Consider the following 16,803-nt stretch of genomic DNA (forward strand, 5'->3'; position numbering starts at 1 on the left):
GAGTTTTAGTAGATTATAATATAATATTAGGATGATGTTAAATAAGTTAGATTTTTTCTTAAAAGATAATAATATATTTCTAAGTGGTTCTGCTGGAGTTGGTAAATCATTCTTAACTACAGAACTTGTTAAATTATATAGAAAACAAGGTAGAATTGTTGTTGTATTAGGTTCTACTGGATTAAGTGCATTTAATATAGGAGGAGTTACTTTACATGGTTTTTTTGCCTTTAAAAGATGTCAAAATTATGATGAATTGTATTATGAAGATCGAAAACAAAGAAATAAGTTAGAAAAATTAAAAAGAATTTTAAAACAATGTGATTTATTAATTATTGATGAAATTTCTATGATAAGTGCATCTTTGATGGAAATGATTTATTATAGATTAACAAGAAGTGACTTTAGTGGTAAAATTTTATTAGTCGGTGATTTTTTTCAACTTCCACCTGTAATAAACTACAAAGAGAATCAAAACACTTTATTTCAAAATACTCTATATGCTTTTTCTTCTCAAGCTTGGAATGATTTAAAATTTGTCAATTTAAAGCTTAGTATTACTAAAAGAACTTTAGATAAACAATTTTATGAATATTTATTTTTTCTTAGAATTGGCAAAGTAAATCAAGAAATACTAAGTTTTTTTAAAAAAATGTTAATTTATCCAAAAGATTTGCTTGAGTATATGGACGAATATACCCTATTGTGTGCTACAAATAAAAAAGCTAATTGTATAAATGCTAAAAAATTAAATCTTTTGCAAGGTAAAGAAAAAATATTTAAATCAAGAATGGAAAAATTAGATTATACTTTAGATGATAAAATTTATGAGCAGTGGATTAAAGGATTAAATTCTTTAGAGGAGTTAAAATTAAAAATAGGTTCTAAGATTATTTTTTGTGTAAATAATAAAGAGGAAAATTATTACAATGGAGAACAAGGAATTATTTTAGATTTTATAAAAGATAAAGAGCAAGAATATATTCTGATAGAGAAAAATAATGGTGAAAGATTGAAATTAAAACCATATGAATATACCTTAGAAGAGTATGAGTTAGACAAAGATGAAAAACTAGAAGTTAAGATAAAAGCTAAATTTGTTCAATTTCCTATAAAACTAGCTTATGCTATAACAATCCATAAATCTCAAGGTATGAGTATAGATAAGCTTATATGTGATATTGATGGAATTTTTGAAAAAGGACAATTATATGTATGTTTATCAAGGGCCATTAATCCTTGTAATTTAAAAATCATATATAATTATAAAATGCCTTTTGAGGATTATTTTTTAAGAATTTTAAAAACCGATAAAGAAGTGAAAAAATTTTATTTACAAGAAAAATTTATAGATTTAGAAGAAGATGAGGAGATAATATGAAGTGGATTATAGTTTTGCTTTTAATGTTTTTTAATATCCATGCTAGTTCCTTGAGTATAGAAAATTTTAGAACTGATTTATATTCAAAGGTTGGAAACAATACTTTAAAAAAAATTGAAATGAATTTAGATTTTGAAGGAGAAAATTTAGATCAAAAGAAAATTATAGATGCTTTAAATACCATTGTATCTAGTTATTTTTATGAAGATTTGTTTACAGAAGTTGGTAAAAATAATTTTAAAGAAACCTTGCTTAAATTTAGTAATAAAAAATATAAAACTCAAATTAAAAATATTTATATTTTAAAAATTAATTCGGTAGCTAAGTTTGACTTGGAAGAATTTAAGCGTTTTATAAATGATTTGGAAAAAAAAGATGACAATACAATAAAAACTATCAAACAAAAGGAAATTCAAGATAATTCCAAAGTTGCAAAAAATACGGATCAAAATAATACTCAATCAAAAGATATAAATACCGATCAAATAAACAACAATGATAAAGATGATAATAAAAGTTTTAATCAAGATACTAACACAAGTAAAGAGGCTATGGATATGATTTTAAAAACCATGGAAAAAACTCAAATGCAAATGTTAGCTCCAAGTAAAGAACAACAAGATTTGTTTAATGAAATACCATTTTGATTATTGAATAATATCAAAATGGCTTGGGATTTTTGGTATAAAAATATTTTCGTTGATATTTTGATCAAATTTCTGATTATAAAAATAAATACTAACTAAGTTTCCTAACTCATCTTTATAAGAAATATTACTAAGATTATCATTTTTTAGTTTGATATTATATGTGATATTTTCGTATTTTGCTTCATAATTTTCATGAGATATTAATTTTGCATTTTTAAAAATTTCTTGAAGATTTGGTAAATTTTGCAATTGAGTATAAATAGCTTGTTCTAACTCAGGCTCTATGATAATAACTTCTTTGTGATTGATATAAATTTGTTTTTTATTTGGTTTAGTATAATTCCAAAAGGCTTTATTTTGAGTAATGATAAAATTTCCTTTATAATTTAGCGAAGAATTATTGCTTTGCACCTTTTGTTCAAAATCACTACTAAAATTTTTAAAATTTATATCAAAAGCAAAAATACTACAAACAAATAACATTAAAAATATAAAATATCTCATAATTATCCTTTAAAAATTTTGTAAATTATATAAAATTTATCCAAACAAAACTTTTTATATAGTTCTAATTAAATTCAAGGTATAATCTAGCATATATTTTTGTAATTAAAGGTAAAAAAATGTTTTCTAGTGTATTTAAAGCAATATTTGGCACAAAAAATGATCGAGAAGTAAAAAAATATTTAAAGAGGGTTGTGCAAATTAATGCTTTAGAATCAAAATACCAAAATTTAAGCGATGATGAATTAAAACAAGTATTTATAGAATTTAAAACACAAATTCAAAAAGAAGAACAAACTTTAGACCAAATACTGAATGATGTTTTTGCAATAGTTAGAGAAGTAGGAAAAAGAACTCTTAATATGCGCCATTTTGATGTGCAATTAATTGGTGGTATGGTTTTACATGATGGAAAAATTGCTGAAATGAAAACTGGGGAAGGTAAAACCTTGGTTGCAACTTTACCTGTTGTATTAAATGCTATGAGTGGTAAGGGTGTGCATGTGGTTACTGTAAATGATTATTTGGCTAAAAGAGATGCAGAGCAAATGAGTGCTATTTATAATTTTTTAGGTTTTAGTGTAGGTGTGATAGTTTCAGAACAAAATAGTGATGAGGCACATAAAAAAGCTTATGAGTGTGATATAACTTATGGTACAAATAATGAATTTGGCTTTGATTATTTACGCGATAACATGAAATTTTCAAAGCTTGAAAAAGTACAAAGAGAGCATAATTTTGTTATAGTTGATGAAGTAGATAGTATTTTAATAGATGAAGCAAGAACTCCGCTTATTATAAGTGGGCCTACAAATAGAACTTTAGACGGCTATGTTAAAGCAAATGAAGTAGCAAAACAAATGCAAAAAGGCCAAGTAGCTGTTACTCCTCAAGAATTGCCAAGTGGTGATTTTGTTGTTGATGAGAAAAATAGAACTATTATGATTACAGAGGCTGGAATTTCTAAGGCTGAAAAATTATTTGGAGTAGAAAATTTATATAGCTTAGATAATGCAATATTGGCCCATCAGCTTGATCAGGCTTTAAAAGCACATAATTTATTTGAAAAAGATGTGCATTATGTATTAAGAGATAAAGAAGTTGTAATTGTTGATGAATTCACGGGAAGATTAAGTGAAGGAAGACGCTTTAGTGATGGCTTGCACCAAGCATTAGAAGCTAAAGAAGGGGTAAAAATTCAGGAAGAAAGTCAAACTTTAGCAGATATTACTTTCCAAAATTATTTTAGAATGTACAAAAAGTTAGCAGGCATGACAGGTACTGCACAAACTGAGGCAACGGAATTTTCTCAAATTTATAATTTAGATGTAGTTTCTATACCTACAAATATACCAATTGCAAGAATAGATAAAGATGATTTGATTTATAAAACTCAAGAAGAAAAATTTAAAGCAGTTATTGAAGAGATAAAAAAAGCAAATGCAAAGGGTCAGCCAGTTTTAGTGGGAACTGCAAGTATTGAAAGAAGTGAAGTATTTCATAATATGCTTGTAAAAGAACGCATTCCTCATCATGTGCTTAATGCTAAAAATCACGAGCAAGAAGCTTTGATTATCCAAGATGCAGGTAAAAAAGGTGCAGTGACTATAGCTACTAATATGGCAGGTCGTGGGGTTGATATAAAAATAGATGATGAAATAAGAGCTTTAGGCGGGCTTTATATTATAGGAACTGAGCGTCATGAAAGCAGAAGAATAGACAATCAACTTCGTGGTCGTGCAGGGCGTCAAGGTGATCCTGGTGTAAGTAGATTTTACTTAAGTTTAGAGGATAATCTTTTGAGAATTTTTGGTGGTGATCGCATAAAAAATATCATGGAAAGATTAGGTATAGAAGAGGGCGAGCATATAGAAAGTCGTATTGTTACAAGAGCTGTTGAGAATGCGCAAAAAAAAGTTGAAAGCTTGCATTTTGAGAGCAGAAAACATTTGCTTGAATATGATGATGTGGCAAATGAACAAAGAAAGACTATTTATAATTATAGAAATGAATTGTTAGATGAAGAATTTGACTTGCAAGATAAAATTTTAAAAAATATTGCCGAGTATAGTAATCACTTAGTAAGCCAAATTTATCTAAATGCAGAACTTGAAGATGATGTTAAGCATTTTGAAAGCTTAAAGCAAAAAGTAAGTTATGAGTGTAATCTTGAGCTTAGCGAAGCTGATTTTAAAGATTTAGGTGTAATTGAAGCAGAAAATAAATTAAGTGAAATTTTAGAAAAAGCTTACAAAGATAAAATGAATATTATTGAAGATAAGGAAGCTAGAAGAATTGAAAGAATTCTATATCTTCAAATTTTGGATAATCTATGGAGAGAGCATTTATACCAAATGGATATTTTGAAAACTGGTATAGGTTTAAGAAGTTATAATCAAAAAGATCCTTTAGTAGAATACAAAAAAGAAAGTTATAATCTTTTCATGGAGCTTGTTGAGCGTGTTAAATTTGATAGTTTGAAATTATTATTTAATGTAGTTTTTACTCAAAAAGAAGCACAGAATTTTGAAGAAAAAAGCCATGAACAAAACGAGCAGTTTTTAGCTAGTACCACAGAAAGTGGTGTTGATGAAAATGGTGAAGCACAAATTACTAAAGTGCCTAGAAATTCACCTTGTCCTTGCGGTAGTGGTAAAAAATATAAAGAATGTCATGGTAAAAGTGGTCCTAAAAAGGGTATTTTAGCTTAAGGTTTGAAATGAATTTAGTTATAGTTGAAGATGATATAAATATGAGAAAATCACTCGAAATTGCTTTGAGTGAGTATGAAGAATTTGCTATAAAATCTTATAAATCAGCAACTGAAGCTTTAAAAAAACTAAATGATGATGTTGATTTGATTATTACAGATATTAATATGCCGGGTATGGATGGTATTGAATTTGTGCAAGCTTGTGAGAATAAATATGATTTTATTATTATTACAGGTAATGCAACGCTAAATCGTGCCATAGAAGCAGTAAGACTTGGAGTAAAAGATTTTCTAGTAAAACCATTTGATATTAATACTTTAGTAACTGCGATAAAACGCGCAAAAATAATTCAAGAAAAGACTTCTAAAAAAACAAACAAAAAGATTATCAAAAAAGAAGAAAATCAAGATTTTTATGGCACTTCTAAAGCTTTGGAAGATTGTTTAAAATTGGCTACTAAGGCTGCTAAGACAGATGCAAGTGTGCTTTTTTTTGGAGAAAGTGGGGTAGGTAAAGAAGTTTTTGCAAATTTTGTGCATAAAAATTCAAAAAGAGCACAAAAACCTTTTGTGGCTATTAATATGGCAGCAATTCCATCAAATTTGATAGAAAGTGAGCTTTTTGGTTTTGAAAAAGGTGCATTTACCGATGCTAATACTACTAAAATAGGGTTGTTTGAGCTTGCTAATGAAGGCACTTTGTTTTTAGATGAAATAGGTGAAATGCCTTATGAAATTCAAGCAAAATTATTAAGAGCCTTGCAAGAAAAAGAAATTACAAGATTAGGAAGTACTAAAAGTATAAAGATTGATGTAAGAATTATTAGTGCAACTAATGCTCATATAGAAAAAAAGATTACAGATAATGAATTCAGACAAGATTTATATTATAGGCTTAATACTATTCCTATTAATATACCACCACTAAGAGAGCGTCAAGAAGAAATTTTGCAAATTGCACAAAAGGTATTACTTGATACATGTAAAGAATACGATTTTAATGAAAAAACTTTAAGTCAAGAAGCACAAGGTGCTTTGCTAGCTTATGATTTTCCAGGTAATATTAGAGAATTGATTTCTATTATACAAAGAGCTTGTATTTTAAGTGAAAATGATGAGATTAGCGCTCAAGATTTATTTTTAGAAAGTAGAAAAAGTAAAGATATTAAAAATCTTGAAAAAGAATTGATTTTAGAAGCTTTAAAAAATTCGCAAGATATTGCAGAAGCAGCTAAGCTTATAGGGATGAGTGAAAAAATTTTTAGTGAAAAAATGAAAAAATACAATATTACTTAAAAAGGATGGATGATGAAAAAAATAGCCATTGTAGGTGCAACAGGAGCGGTTGGCGAAGAACTTTTAAATGTTTTAGATGAGCTTGATTTCCCGGTTGAAAGTATTTTACCATTAGCAAGCGCAAAAAGCGCAGGTAGTGAAGTAGAATTTAGAGGAAAAAGTTATAAAGTAAAAGAATTAACTCCAAATGTTTTTAAAGAAAATCCTGTAGATATTGCTTTTTTTAGTGCCGGAGGAAACATAAGTGCTGAGTATGCAAAATACGCAGTAGAGTGTGGTGCTGTAGTGATTGATAATACTAGTCATTTTAGAATGGATGAAAATGTTCCTTTGGTAGTTCCTGAATGCAATAGCGAAGATATTAAAGATTGGGAAAAAACAGGAATTATTGCTAATCCAAATTGCTCTACTATACAAATGGTGCATGTTTTAAAACCACTTGATGATGTATTTAATCTAAAAAGAGTAGATGTAAGTACTTATCAAGCAGCAAGTGGTGCAGGTAAAGAAGGTATGGAAGAATTAGTTCAAGGAATGCAAAGTTTTTTTGCTTTTAAATTAGATGAATTTGAGGCAAAAACTTTTCCATATACCTTAGCTTTAAATTTAATTCCTCAAATTGATGTTTTTAGTGAAAATGGCTACACTAAAGAAGAATTAAAAATGGTAAATGAAACGCAAAAAATATTGCATAAAAAACTTGAAATTTCAGCAACTTGCGTAAGAGTTCCTGTGCTTAGAAGTCATAGTGAAGCTATTACTATGCATTTTGAAAAAGATGTTGATGTTGCTAAGGTTAGAGAGATACTTTCTAAAGCACCAAGTGTTGTTGTGATTGATGATGTAGAAAATAAAAAATATCCTATGCCACTTTTTACAAGCGATACTAATGAAACTTATGTAGGAAGAATTAGACGCGATATTAATCATAAAAATATTTTACACTTATGGTGCGTGGCTGATCAAATTCGTGTAGGAGCTGCTACAAATGCAGTGCGTATTGCACAAAAATGGCTAGAGTTAGTTTAAAAGGAGAAGAATGCTAGAAAGATTTTTTGAGAATTTATTGGTTAAGAGTCGTTTAGTCACTATTTTGCCTGTAATTTTTGGCCTTATAGGAGCTTTTGTTTTATTTTTTATTGCAAGTTATGATGTGATTAAAGTTTTAAAATATGTATTTGAGTATTTTATGCTGCCTAATTCTACGGTAGATTTGCATGAAGACATTGTTGGTTTGATTATAGGGGCTGTAGATTTATATTTAATGGCTTTAGTTTTATTTATATTTTCTTTTGGAATTTATGAACTTTTTATTAGTGAAATAGAAGAATTTAAGCAAACTAAACAATCAAAAGTTTTAGAAGTGCACAGTTTAGATCAACTAAAAGATAAACTTGCAAAAGTTATTATTATGGTTTTAGTTGTAAATTTTTTCCAAAGAATTTTGCAAATGCAACTAAATACGGTTTTGGATATGACCTATCTTGCAGGTTCTATTTTAGCTCTTTGTATAGGACTTTATTTTTTACACAAAAGTGATCATTAAAATAAGGAATAAAAATGATTTTTATTGATGCATGTTTTAAAAAGTCAACCTCTTATACTCCAGTTTGGATGATGCGCCAAGCAGGAAGATATTTACCTGAATATATGCAGGTTAGAGCAAGTGCTGGAGATTTTTTATCACTTTGTAAAGATTATAAAAAAGCGAGTGAAGTTACCTTACAACCAGTAGATATTTTGGGTGTTGATGCAGCTATTATTTTTTCAGATATTTTAGTAGTACCTTTAGAAATGGGTATGGATTTAAAATTTGAAAAAGGCGAGGGCCCTATATTTTCAAATCCTATTAAAACAAAAGAAGAATTAGAAAGATTAGATGTTGAAAAAAGCATTAAAAATCTTTCTTATGTTTATGATGCACTAGCATTTACTAGAGAAAAACTTACACAAGATAAAGCTTTGATTGGTTTTTGTGGAAGTCCTTGGACTATTGCTACTTATATGATAGAGGGTGGTAGTAGTAAAAATTATGCAAAGTGTAAAAAAATAGTCTATCAAAATCCTGAATTTTTACATCAAATTTTATCTAAACTTACTTTTGTTTTAAAGTATTATATTCAAGAGCAAATTAGAGCAGGTGCTAATGCTATACAGATATTTGATAGTTGGGCAAGTGCTTTAGAAAAAGAAATGTTTTTTGAGTTTTCTTTTAAATATATGCTTGAAATTGCTGATTTTATAAAGGAAAAATATCCGCATATTCCTGTGATTTTATTTCCTAAAGGGGTAAGTGGGTTCTTAGATGATATAAATGGAAATTTTGATGTCTTTGGAGTAGATTGGAGTACCCCTTTAGAGTTGGCTAAGGAAAAACTAGGCGCTAAATATACTTTGCAGGGTAATATGGAGCCTTGCAGACTCTATGATAAAAAAGCTATTGAACAAGGTGTGGATAAAATTTTAAATATTATGCAAGATAGTGCACATATTTTTAATCTCGGACATGGAATTTTACCTGATATTCCTGTTGATAATGCTAAATATTTTATCAAGCTAGTTCAAGAGAAATCTAAAAAGTGAGTAAAATAACTTTTGGGCCTATAAGTTCAAGAAGATTTGGACTTTCATTGGGAATTGATTTAAGTCCAAATCAAAAACAATGTAATTTTGACTGCGTTTATTGTGAATTACAAGCTGCAAAACCTTTGGAAAAATCTTTAATTTATCCTAAAATAAAAAATATTATCGATGAAGTACAAAGTGTATTGAAAAGTAATGTGCAATTTGACTTTTTAACATTAACTGCAAATGGTGAGCCTACTTTATATCCTCATTTAAAAGAATTAGTTTATGAGTTAAATAAAATAAAACAAGATAAAAAACTCTTAATCCTAAGCAATGGTAGTGGAGTTTTAAATTCGGATATTTTTGATGCTTTAATGTATATTGATGTAGTTAAATTTAGTCTTGATAGTGCAATGGAAAAAACTTTTTATAGAGTTGATAGGGCTTTAAAGCAAATAAAACTTGAAACAATGATAGAACAAATGATCGCCTTTAGAGAGAAATTTTTGGGTGAGCTTGTTATGGAAGTTTTAATTGTCAAGGGATTGAATGATAACAAAGATGAGATGTTGGCTTTAAATGAAGCATTTGACAAGATAAGACCATCAAGAGTGGATTTTAGCACTATAGATAGACCGCCTGCGTATCCTGTTAAAGGTATATCTTTGGAAAAGTTGGAAGAATTAAGTATGTATATTACTAGTGTGCCTGTTGTGCTTGCTAAACATTATTACAAAGGTGAAAAAATTGATTTTAATATCCAAGAGCTCTTGAAGATGCTGCAGCTTAGAGCACAAAGTGAATTTGACATAGAAAACAAATTTAGTCAGCATAGTAAAGATATATTAGAAAAATTAATTAAAGAACGAAAAATTGTTGTAGAAAATTTAGCAGGAGTAAAATTTTACAAAAAAGCGTAATTTTTTATAAAAAATCTTGACAAAAAAGTTTTTTTCTTATATAATGTCATTTCTTATTTATTGATGTTCCGGATTAGCTCAGCGGTAGAGTAGTCGGCTGTTAACCGATTGGTCGTAGGTTCGAATCCTACATCCGGAGCCACTTCATAAAGTTAACCTCATGTATATTTTATAATAATCTAATTTGTAATTTATAATTATATTTTTTGATAGTTAATTAGTATTTTCTTATTTTATGAAAATACTAATTTTTAATATCAAAAGTAAAAAATTTACTTTCAAAATTATTCCCTACTTTTTCATATTGAAACATAGCAGGTTCTAAATTTTGAACTTCATGATATAATAGTCCTAGTGCAAGTCTTGCTTCTAAGGTTTCTTCATTTTCTAATTTTGCAAGCTCTAGTAAAGCTATGGCTGAATTTGGATTATTAGAACCTATCGCTGCTACTGCGGCTAAAAATAAAGTTTGTGCATCTTTGATTTTATAATCATCTATTAAGATATTGTAAAGCGTATATGCTTCTTGATATTCTTTAGCAAAAATATCAACATAAGCTAGAGCAAAAATCAGCCCGATGGAATTTTTATTACTCATAGCAAGTCTTTTTTTTATGTCATTTCTAACATGATTTAATAAGCCTGTAATTTGCATAAGTGTCACATAGCTGTCTTTAACTATACCAGCTCCACCAAATAAAGAATTATAATCAAGCTTGGTTGTTAAAAAATACATTTGTGCTTGTTTGGCATACTCTTTAATATCAAGATTTGTGTTTTTAGAATTAAAATATAAAATATTGCTAATAATATCCTCACCGAGCAAATCTTTTAATTCTTTTATTTTTTGATTTCTTAAAATTTCAAGATTATTGCCATTAGCAGCTACTATAGCAAACATTAGTTCTAAAGGAGTATTTTTGCTATTTGAAAGGTTGTCTAAATAAGGAATCATAGCAGTAAAGTCACTTTTAACTAGATGTAGTAAATATTTATAGATATTATGATTTTGATCGATATTATTATCTACTTGTAAATTTTCCAAAAGTTCATTAGCAAGTTTGGTATAATCTTTTTTTACTAAATCCATGCAATATATGGCAAAAATACCTGCAATATAATTTTTTGGATTTAAATGATAAGCAGTTGAAAAATGTTTATATGCATTATTATAATCTTGCAGTTGTGCATAAGTTAAAGCAAGATTGTAATGAATTACATCGTGAGCATGATAAATTTCACTTAAATTTTTAAATTCTTGATTTGCTTCTCTTAGATGAAAATTAAAAGCTAGATTGATAGCATGAGATAATTCCACATTAACGCCTGATAAAGCTTTGCTTTTAACAAGCAATTCATTTTCATACTCATACCCTTGTATGAAATTTCCCAAATCAGCTTTTGTGATGAGTTCCATGCTTTGTTTTATATCAAAAACGCGATAAGGTGAAAAATAAAAAAGTAAATCATAAATTTGTTGTTTTCCTGTGATTAAACTTTTGGCAAAATGTTGCTGCGCTATATCAATATTTGAAAAATTTCTTTTTAGTCTTGTTTTTATGTTATAGTATTTTGAGCCAATAGCTCTATCTTTTACATATAAAGTTTTTAAAATTTGTGCACCATTGTCAAATTGACCTGTTTTTAATTCTACTAAAGCTAGAGCCATTTTGCTTCTTATGGCTTGATTTTCTATTTTTGATGCTTTTTCAAGATATTCTTTAGCTTTTTTATATTCTCCCAGTTTTGCATATAATAAACCTAAGGGTAAGCTTGCTTCATAATCTTGTTGCTTTTGCAGAAGATTAATGGCGTTTTGATCAGATTTTAATAATGCGTAAATTTTTGCCCCAAGGTAATAAGACTCTCCTTGATAGCTGTTGATATTACTTGAACGCATGAACATTTGTAAAGCCTCTGGATAAAATCCTTGATAGTAATTAATTAATCCTAGATAATAATCATACAAAGAAGATTTAGAATCTTGTGGTAAATGTACTCTTGCTAAATCAAGATAATATTTAAATTTCTCTTTATCGCCCAGATTAAAATAACACACAGCTATATTAATAGCTGCTGCAACTTTGTGTTCTTCTAATTCTAAAGATTGTTTGAAATTCTCAACAGCACTAATATAATCTTTTTGTTTCATTTGAGCTACACCAAGATTATAACTTGATAAAGATTGATTGAAAATATTAATATTATTATAAAGCTCTAAAGCACTTTCTATATCACCTTTTTCATATAATAAATTTGCCTTTTGTACTACAAGATCTAAAGCAGATTGTTTCACCTTTGTGATACTTGTACTAACATTATCTTCTAAAATTGGATTATTTGTGATTACTTTTTTATCTTCCTTAAAAACAAGAAGTAAAACTAAAATAATAAATAAAATTAGAGCAAGAGCACCAAGTGTTGAAATCAAAATAAGAAATTTTTTATCAAAAAGCTTTTTCTTTTCTTCAGGTTGTGATGCTTGAGGTTCTTCCTCTACTCTTTGAAAAGTACTTTCTTCTTCCTCTAATTCAGGAGGTATTGTGCCAGGAGGGATAGTTTGTTCTTCCACTCCTGGATTTTCATCAATCTCTGAAAAAGCTTTTTCTTGATTATCTTGTTCTTTAGGTGTTACTTCTTCGGCCATGTTTTCTCTTAAAAGTATTTTCTTAATGCATCAGGAATTCTTATATTTCCATCTTTTTCTTGATAATTTTCCATAATAGCTACTAAGGTTCTACCAACAGCTAGCGAAGAACCATTAAGTGTGTGAACTAATTCATTTTTGCCCTTATCGTTTTTAAAACGGATCTTTGCGCGTCTTGCTTGAAAATCTTTACAATTTGACACAGAGCTAATTTCACGGTATTTGTTTTGCGATGGAAGCCATACTTCTAAGTCTACTGTTTTCGCAGCAGAAAAGCCCAAATCTCCCGTGCAAAGCATTAAATGCCTATGTGCTAGACCCAAAGAGCTTAGTAAATCACTAGCGCAATTTAACATTTCTTCAAACATCAATTCACTTTGATCAGGCTTACATATACTAACAAGCTCTACTTTTTCAAATTGATGTTGCCTTATAATACCTCTTGTATCTCTACCCGCGCTTCCTGCTTCTTGTCTAAAACAAGCACTATAGCAGGTCATTTTTAAGGGTAGTTCTTCTTGAGTTAAAATTTCATTAGAATAAAGATTAGTTACAGGAATTTCAGAAGTTGAGATGAGATATAAATCATCATTTTCTACCTTATACATATCATCTTTAAATTTAGGAAGCTGTCCTGTGCCATACATGGTTGCGCTATTTACTAAAAATGGTACATTGACTAGCTCAAAACCTCTACTTCTATTAAAATCAATCATATAATTTACCAAGGCTCTACTTAGTAAAGCTCCTTCATTTTTAAGCACACAGAAACGACTTTGTGAGATTTTAACCCCTCTTGTAAAATCAAGCCAGTTTAATTTTTCTCCTAAATCATGATGTTCTTTGATTTCAAAATCAAAACTAGGAGGTGTTAGAACTTTTTTTAATTCTACATTTTCATCTTCATCTTCTCCAAAAGGTACGCAATCATCAGGGGTATTTGGTATTGCTAGGGCAATTTGTTCTAGTTTTTCTTCTAGCGTGCTAACGATTTTTGACTGAGTATTGATTTTTTCTTTATTTTGGCTTAGTTGTGCTTTTAAGCTTTCTTTATCTTGTGCTGTTGCAAGCTCTTTACTAAATTTATTTTGAAAAGCTTGAAATTCTTCCAAAAGTGCTTTTTCTTTTTTTAAATTTATAAATAAGTCGCTAAGTTCTTTGAGTAAATTTTCATCTACTTTTTTAGCTTTTAGTTTTTGCGCAATTTCATCAAAATTATTTTGCAAAAGTTTTAAATCTAACATTCTAACTCCTTTTATAGTCCTATTTTAGCATAAATTTTTTCCATTGTTTCTCGGGCTTGTTTTTTTGCTTTGCTTGCTCCAAATTCTAAAATCTCATCGATTTTAGAAGGATTAGCTAGTAATTTTTCATATTCTTCCTTAGCCGAGGCAAAATACTCACTAATGATTTCATTTAAATACATTTTAAAATGCCCATAACCTTCGCCACCTTTTTCATAACGACTTTTTAAAGTTTCTTGTTTTGTTTTGTCTAAAAACAATTTTGCGATTTTAAATACATTACAATTTTGCCAATCTTTTGGATCTTCTAAAGCCGTACTATCTGTAACAATAGAAGAAATTTGTTTTTTAATAGCTTTTGGTGTATTAAAAATATCGATTGTGTTTTGATAAGACTTGCTCATTTTAGCTCCATCAGTACCAGGCACTACTGCAACTTCATCATTAACTTTAGCTTGAGGTAGGGTAAAAATTTCACCCCATTCATTATTTACTTTTAAAGCTATATCTCTTGCTATTTCAACATGTTGAATTTGATCTTTACCTACAGGAACTACTTGAGCATTAAAAAGTAAAATATCTGCAGCCATTAAAACAGGGTAAGAAAAAAGCCCATGGTTGGCATTTAAACCTTTGGCAATTTTATCTTTATAGCTATGTGCTCTTTCTAAAAGTCCCATTGGGGTAAATTGAGAAAGAATCCAATAAAGCTCCATCACTTCTTTTACATCACTTTGTAACCAAAATACGCTTTTTTGTGGATCAATTCCTAAACTTAAAAAAGCTGCCGCAGCTTTGAGTGAATTTTGTTTAAGTTTTTCTCCATTAAAATTTGAAGTCATAGCATGATAGTTTGCTATAAACATATACATTTGATTTTCTTCTTGCATATTTAGCATTTGTTTTATAGAGCCAAAATAATTTCCTATATGTAAATCCCCACTTGGCTGTAATCCTGTAATAATTCTCATTTTACCTCTTTTTTGATTTCTTTAATTATTTCTTGGATATTTTTGTTTTCAATGTTTATAATGATATTTGCTTTTTTTTCATATTTTTTAATTCTTTGATCAAATAGTATTTTAGCATTGTTTGTGTTTGAAAATAAGGGTCTTGCGGCCAATTCTTCTTTATTTAGTCTTTGCAAGAGATAATCAAAACTTGCTTTTAAGTAAACGATAGTACCAATATTTTTTAATTTTTTTTGTTCTATGAAGCCACCACCGCTTGCAATAGAACAATTTTGCACATAAGTTAAAAACGAAACAAGTTTTTTTTCTTCTTTGCGAAATTTTTTTTCTCCATATGTTTTAAAAAATTCACTAATTTCAAGATTAAATTTTTCTTTGATTAAAACATCTGTATCTAAAAAGAATTTATCATATTTTTTTGCATAAGCCCTTGCTATAGTTGTTTTACCACAGCCCATAAATCCTACAAAAAGGAGGTTAGTTTTCTTGCTCATCTTTGCTACCTTTTTTTCTTGAAGCTAAAATTAAAGGTACACCTTCAAAGTTAAATTGTTTTCTAATTTGATTTTGTAAATATCGTTTATAACTAAAATGTAAAGCTTTTGGTCTATTCATAATTAGAGCTATTTTTGGAGGTGCTAAGTCGTATTGAACCGCATAATAAATTTTCACTAATTTACCATAATCATGTGGTAGCGGGTGGGCTCTTGTGGCTTCTTCTACCAAAGCATTTAATTTTGCTGTTGGAATTTTTTGGGTGAAATTTGCAAAAACTTCTAAAATTTTATCCAAAAGCACATGTATTCTTTTTCCACTTAAAGCTGATACGCTTACAACGGGTGCATAAGCTAGGAATTTAAAACGATCTAGTTTTAATTCTTTTAAAGTTTTATCAAAATCAAGTTCGCTTTTATCCCATTTATTAAGTACAATAATCACACCTAAACAATGTTTAGCAGCAAGCCCTGCGATACGCTCATCAAGTTCGTTAAAACCTTCAGCTGCGTCAAGTACTAAAAGTGCAATTTGAGCATTGGCTAGGGCATATTCAGTTCTATTAAGTGCATAACGCTCTAAACCCTGTATTTTCCCGCGTTTTCTAATACCTGCGGTGTCTACAAATTCGATGATTTTATCTTTATGCATAATGCTTTCATTAACAGGATCAATTGTAGTGCCTGCTATATCGCTTACCACGCTACGTTCTTCTTTTACTAAAGCATTTAAAAGACTTGATTTTCCTACATTAACCCTGCCGATAATTCCCACTTTAATATGATTTTCATTAATAGTTTTTAGCTTAAAATCTCCGCTATTTTCATCAAAATTTTCTAAATAACTTTCAAAGTCTTCTTCTTCATCTGTATTTAAATAACTTTCATCTAAAAACTTACTAGCCCACATACAAAGCTCATCAATGCCTATATTATGCGTTACAGAGATATTAAAAACTTCTTTTACTCCAAAATTAGAAAATTCCCAAGATCTTTCCTCGTCTTTTTTGTTATCGACTTTATTGATTACTAAAGCTATGGGTTTGTTAAGTTTTTTCATTTCATAAAAAAAAGCTTTATCTTCATCATCAGGTAAAAATTTTCCATCCACCATATAAAAGATAATATCACTATTTTTAGCAGCTTTAAGCGAATTTGCTTTGACATTTTTAAAAAGCTCATTACTCTCATCAAGCCCGCCGCTATCTATCAACAAAGCTTTTTTGCCATCAATTTCTACTTCTATTTTATTGGTATCTCTTGTAGTTCCACTTATGTCACTAGTTATTGCAATGCGCTTTCTTGCAAGTCTATTAAAAAGACTTGATTTGCCAACATTTGGTTTTCCTATTAAAATAATACTTTGCATTAATACTCATTTTTTAAATTTTTATTTGTGATTATATAAAAATTGC

14 protein-coding genes and 1 tRNA gene are annotated in these 16,803 nt (G+C 28.8%); 9 read left to right on the top strand and 6 right to left on the bottom strand.

Annotated elements, in window-relative coordinates; translation table 11 throughout:
• The first annotated feature begins 34 nt into the window (after positions 1-34).
• Positions 35-1,381 carry an ATP-dependent DNA helicase gene (locus tag L8W64_RS02220; protein ID WP_263659317.1) on the top strand — a complete coding sequence of 449 codons (1,347 nt, stop codon included), beginning with the start codon at positions 35-37 and terminating at the stop codon, positions 1,379-1,381.
• The gene (locus tag L8W64_RS02225; protein ID WP_263659318.1) at positions 1,378-2,028 is read left to right on the top strand and encodes a flagellar basal body-associated FliL family protein; all 651 of its coding nucleotides are present in this window, start codon (positions 1,378-1,380) and stop codon (positions 2,026-2,028) included. Before L8W64_RS02220 ends, L8W64_RS02225 begins: the two co-directional genes overlap by 4 nt.
• On the opposite strand, the gene lolA is transcribed toward L8W64_RS02225, so the two are convergent.
• Positions 2,029-2,535 carry a LolA-like outer membrane lipoprotein chaperone gene (gene lolA / locus L8W64_RS02230; RefSeq protein WP_263660561.1) on the bottom strand — a complete coding sequence of 169 codons (507 nt, stop codon included), beginning with the start codon at positions 2,533-2,535 and terminating at the stop codon, positions 2,029-2,031.
• Between the two features lie 119 nt (positions 2,536-2,654).
• Between lolA and secA the strand changes: the two genes are divergently transcribed.
• From secA to L8W64_RS02265, 7 genes are all read left to right on the top strand, one after another.
• Positions 2,655-5,246, top strand: a complete 2,592-nt coding sequence (gene secA, locus L8W64_RS02235) for a preprotein translocase subunit SecA (protein WP_263672780.1) — start codon at positions 2,655-2,657, stop codon at positions 5,244-5,246.
• Between the two features lie 8 nt (positions 5,247-5,254).
• Complete coding sequence (locus tag L8W64_RS02240) at positions 5,255-6,544, top strand: sigma-54-dependent transcriptional regulator (protein ID WP_263659321.1); 1,290 nt, start codon at positions 5,255-5,257, stop codon at positions 6,542-6,544.
• Positions 6,545-6,553: 9 nt separating this feature from the next.
• Positions 6,554-7,573 carry an aspartate-semialdehyde dehydrogenase gene (locus L8W64_RS02245; protein WP_263660564.1) on the top strand — a complete coding sequence of 340 codons (1,020 nt, stop codon included), beginning with the start codon at positions 6,554-6,556 and terminating at the stop codon, positions 7,571-7,573.
• Between the two features lie 10 nt (positions 7,574-7,583).
• Positions 7,584-8,090, top strand: a complete 507-nt coding sequence (locus tag L8W64_RS02250) for a YqhA family protein (protein ID WP_087699510.1) — start codon at positions 7,584-7,586, stop codon at positions 8,088-8,090.
• A gap of 14 nt (positions 8,091-8,104) precedes the next feature.
• Complete coding sequence (hemE, locus tag L8W64_RS02255) at positions 8,105-9,127, top strand: uroporphyrinogen decarboxylase (protein WP_263665654.1); 1,023 nt, start codon at positions 8,105-8,107, stop codon at positions 9,125-9,127.
• Positions 9,124-10,032: a radical SAM protein gene (locus L8W64_RS02260; RefSeq protein ID WP_263672781.1), complete on the top strand. Its 909-nt coding sequence runs from the start codon at positions 9,124-9,126 to the stop codon at positions 10,030-10,032. Before hemE ends, L8W64_RS02260 begins: the two co-directional genes overlap by 4 nt.
• A gap of 67 nt (positions 10,033-10,099) precedes the next feature.
• A tRNA-Asn gene (locus L8W64_RS02265) sits at positions 10,100-10,174 on the top strand.
• Between the two features lie 102 nt (positions 10,175-10,276).
• On the opposite strand, the gene L8W64_RS02270 is transcribed toward L8W64_RS02265, so the two are convergent.
• From L8W64_RS02270 to der, 5 genes are read right to left on the bottom strand one after another with little or no spacing between them, the layout of a single operon-like run.
• The gene (locus L8W64_RS02270) at positions 10,277-12,679 is read right to left on the bottom strand and encodes a tetratricopeptide repeat protein (protein ID WP_263672782.1); all 2,403 of its coding nucleotides are present in this window, start codon (positions 12,677-12,679) and stop codon (positions 10,277-10,279) included.
• 8 nt (positions 12,680-12,687) lie between these two features.
• Positions 12,688-13,923 (bottom strand): serine--tRNA ligase, encoded by a 1,236-nt coding sequence (gene serS, locus L8W64_RS02275; protein ID WP_263660568.1) that lies wholly within the window; start codon positions 13,921-13,923, stop codon positions 12,688-12,690.
• Between the two features lie 11 nt (positions 13,924-13,934).
• Entirely contained in the window at positions 13,935-14,894 is a 960-nt protein-coding gene (gene trpS, locus L8W64_RS02280; protein ID WP_263664759.1) for a tryptophan--tRNA ligase, read from the bottom strand.
• On the bottom strand, positions 14,891-15,388 hold the full coding sequence (locus tag L8W64_RS02285) for a shikimate kinase (protein ID WP_220566727.1): 498 nt from the start codon (positions 15,386-15,388) through the stop codon (positions 14,891-14,893). Before L8W64_RS02285 ends, trpS begins: the two co-directional genes overlap by 4 nt.
• On the bottom strand, positions 15,372-16,757 hold the full coding sequence (der, locus tag L8W64_RS02290) for a ribosome biogenesis GTPase Der (RefSeq protein WP_263672783.1): 1,386 nt from the start codon (positions 16,755-16,757) through the stop codon (positions 15,372-15,374). The genes L8W64_RS02285 and der overlap by 17 nt, the downstream gene beginning before the upstream one ends.
• Positions 16,758-16,803: the final 46 nt, after the last annotated feature.

This window comes from Campylobacter sp. IFREMER_LSEM_CL1097 (assembly GCF_025772225.1).
GTDB lineage: Bacteria > Campylobacterota > Campylobacteria > Campylobacterales > Campylobacteraceae > Campylobacter_D > Campylobacter_D lari_D.

Excerpts from the sequence above, each read along its gene's own strand:
- L8W64_RS02220 (WP_263659317.1), top strand. The coding sequence starts at position 35 with ATGTTAAATAAGTTAGATTTTTTCTTAAAAGATAATAATATATTTCTA.
- L8W64_RS02225 (WP_263659318.1), top strand. The coding sequence starts at position 1,378 with ATGAAGTGGATTATAGTTTTGCTTTTAATGTTTTTTAATATCCATGCT.
- lolA (WP_263660561.1), bottom strand. The coding sequence starts at position 2,535 with ATGAGATATTTTATATTTTTAATGTTATTTGTTTGTAGTATTTTTGCT.
- secA (WP_263672780.1), top strand. The coding sequence starts at position 2,655 with ATGTTTTCTAGTGTATTTAAAGCAATATTTGGCACAAAAAATGATCGA.
- L8W64_RS02240 (WP_263659321.1), top strand. The coding sequence starts at position 5,255 with ATGAATTTAGTTATAGTTGAAGATGATATAAATATGAGAAAATCACTC.
- L8W64_RS02245 (WP_263660564.1), top strand. The coding sequence starts at position 6,554 with ATGATGAAAAAAATAGCCATTGTAGGTGCAACAGGAGCGGTTGGCGAA.
- L8W64_RS02250 (WP_087699510.1), top strand. The coding sequence starts at position 7,584 with ATGCTAGAAAGATTTTTTGAGAATTTATTGGTTAAGAGTCGTTTAGTC.
- hemE (WP_263665654.1), top strand. The coding sequence starts at position 8,105 with ATGATTTTTATTGATGCATGTTTTAAAAAGTCAACCTCTTATACTCCA.
- L8W64_RS02270 (WP_263672782.1), bottom strand. The coding sequence starts at position 12,679 with ATGGCCGAAGAAGTAACACCTAAAGAACAAGATAATCAAGAAAAAGCT.
- serS (WP_263660568.1), bottom strand. The coding sequence starts at position 13,923 with ATGTTAGATTTAAAACTTTTGCAAAATAATTTTGATGAAATTGCGCAA.
- trpS (WP_263664759.1), bottom strand. The coding sequence starts at position 14,894 with ATGAGAATTATTACAGGATTACAGCCAAGTGGGGATTTACATATAGGA.
- L8W64_RS02285 (WP_220566727.1), bottom strand. The coding sequence starts at position 15,388 with ATGAGCAAGAAAACTAACCTCCTTTTTGTAGGATTTATGGGCTGTGGT.
- der (WP_263672783.1), bottom strand. The coding sequence starts at position 16,757 with ATGCAAAGTATTATTTTAATAGGAAAACCAAATGTTGGCAAATCAAGT.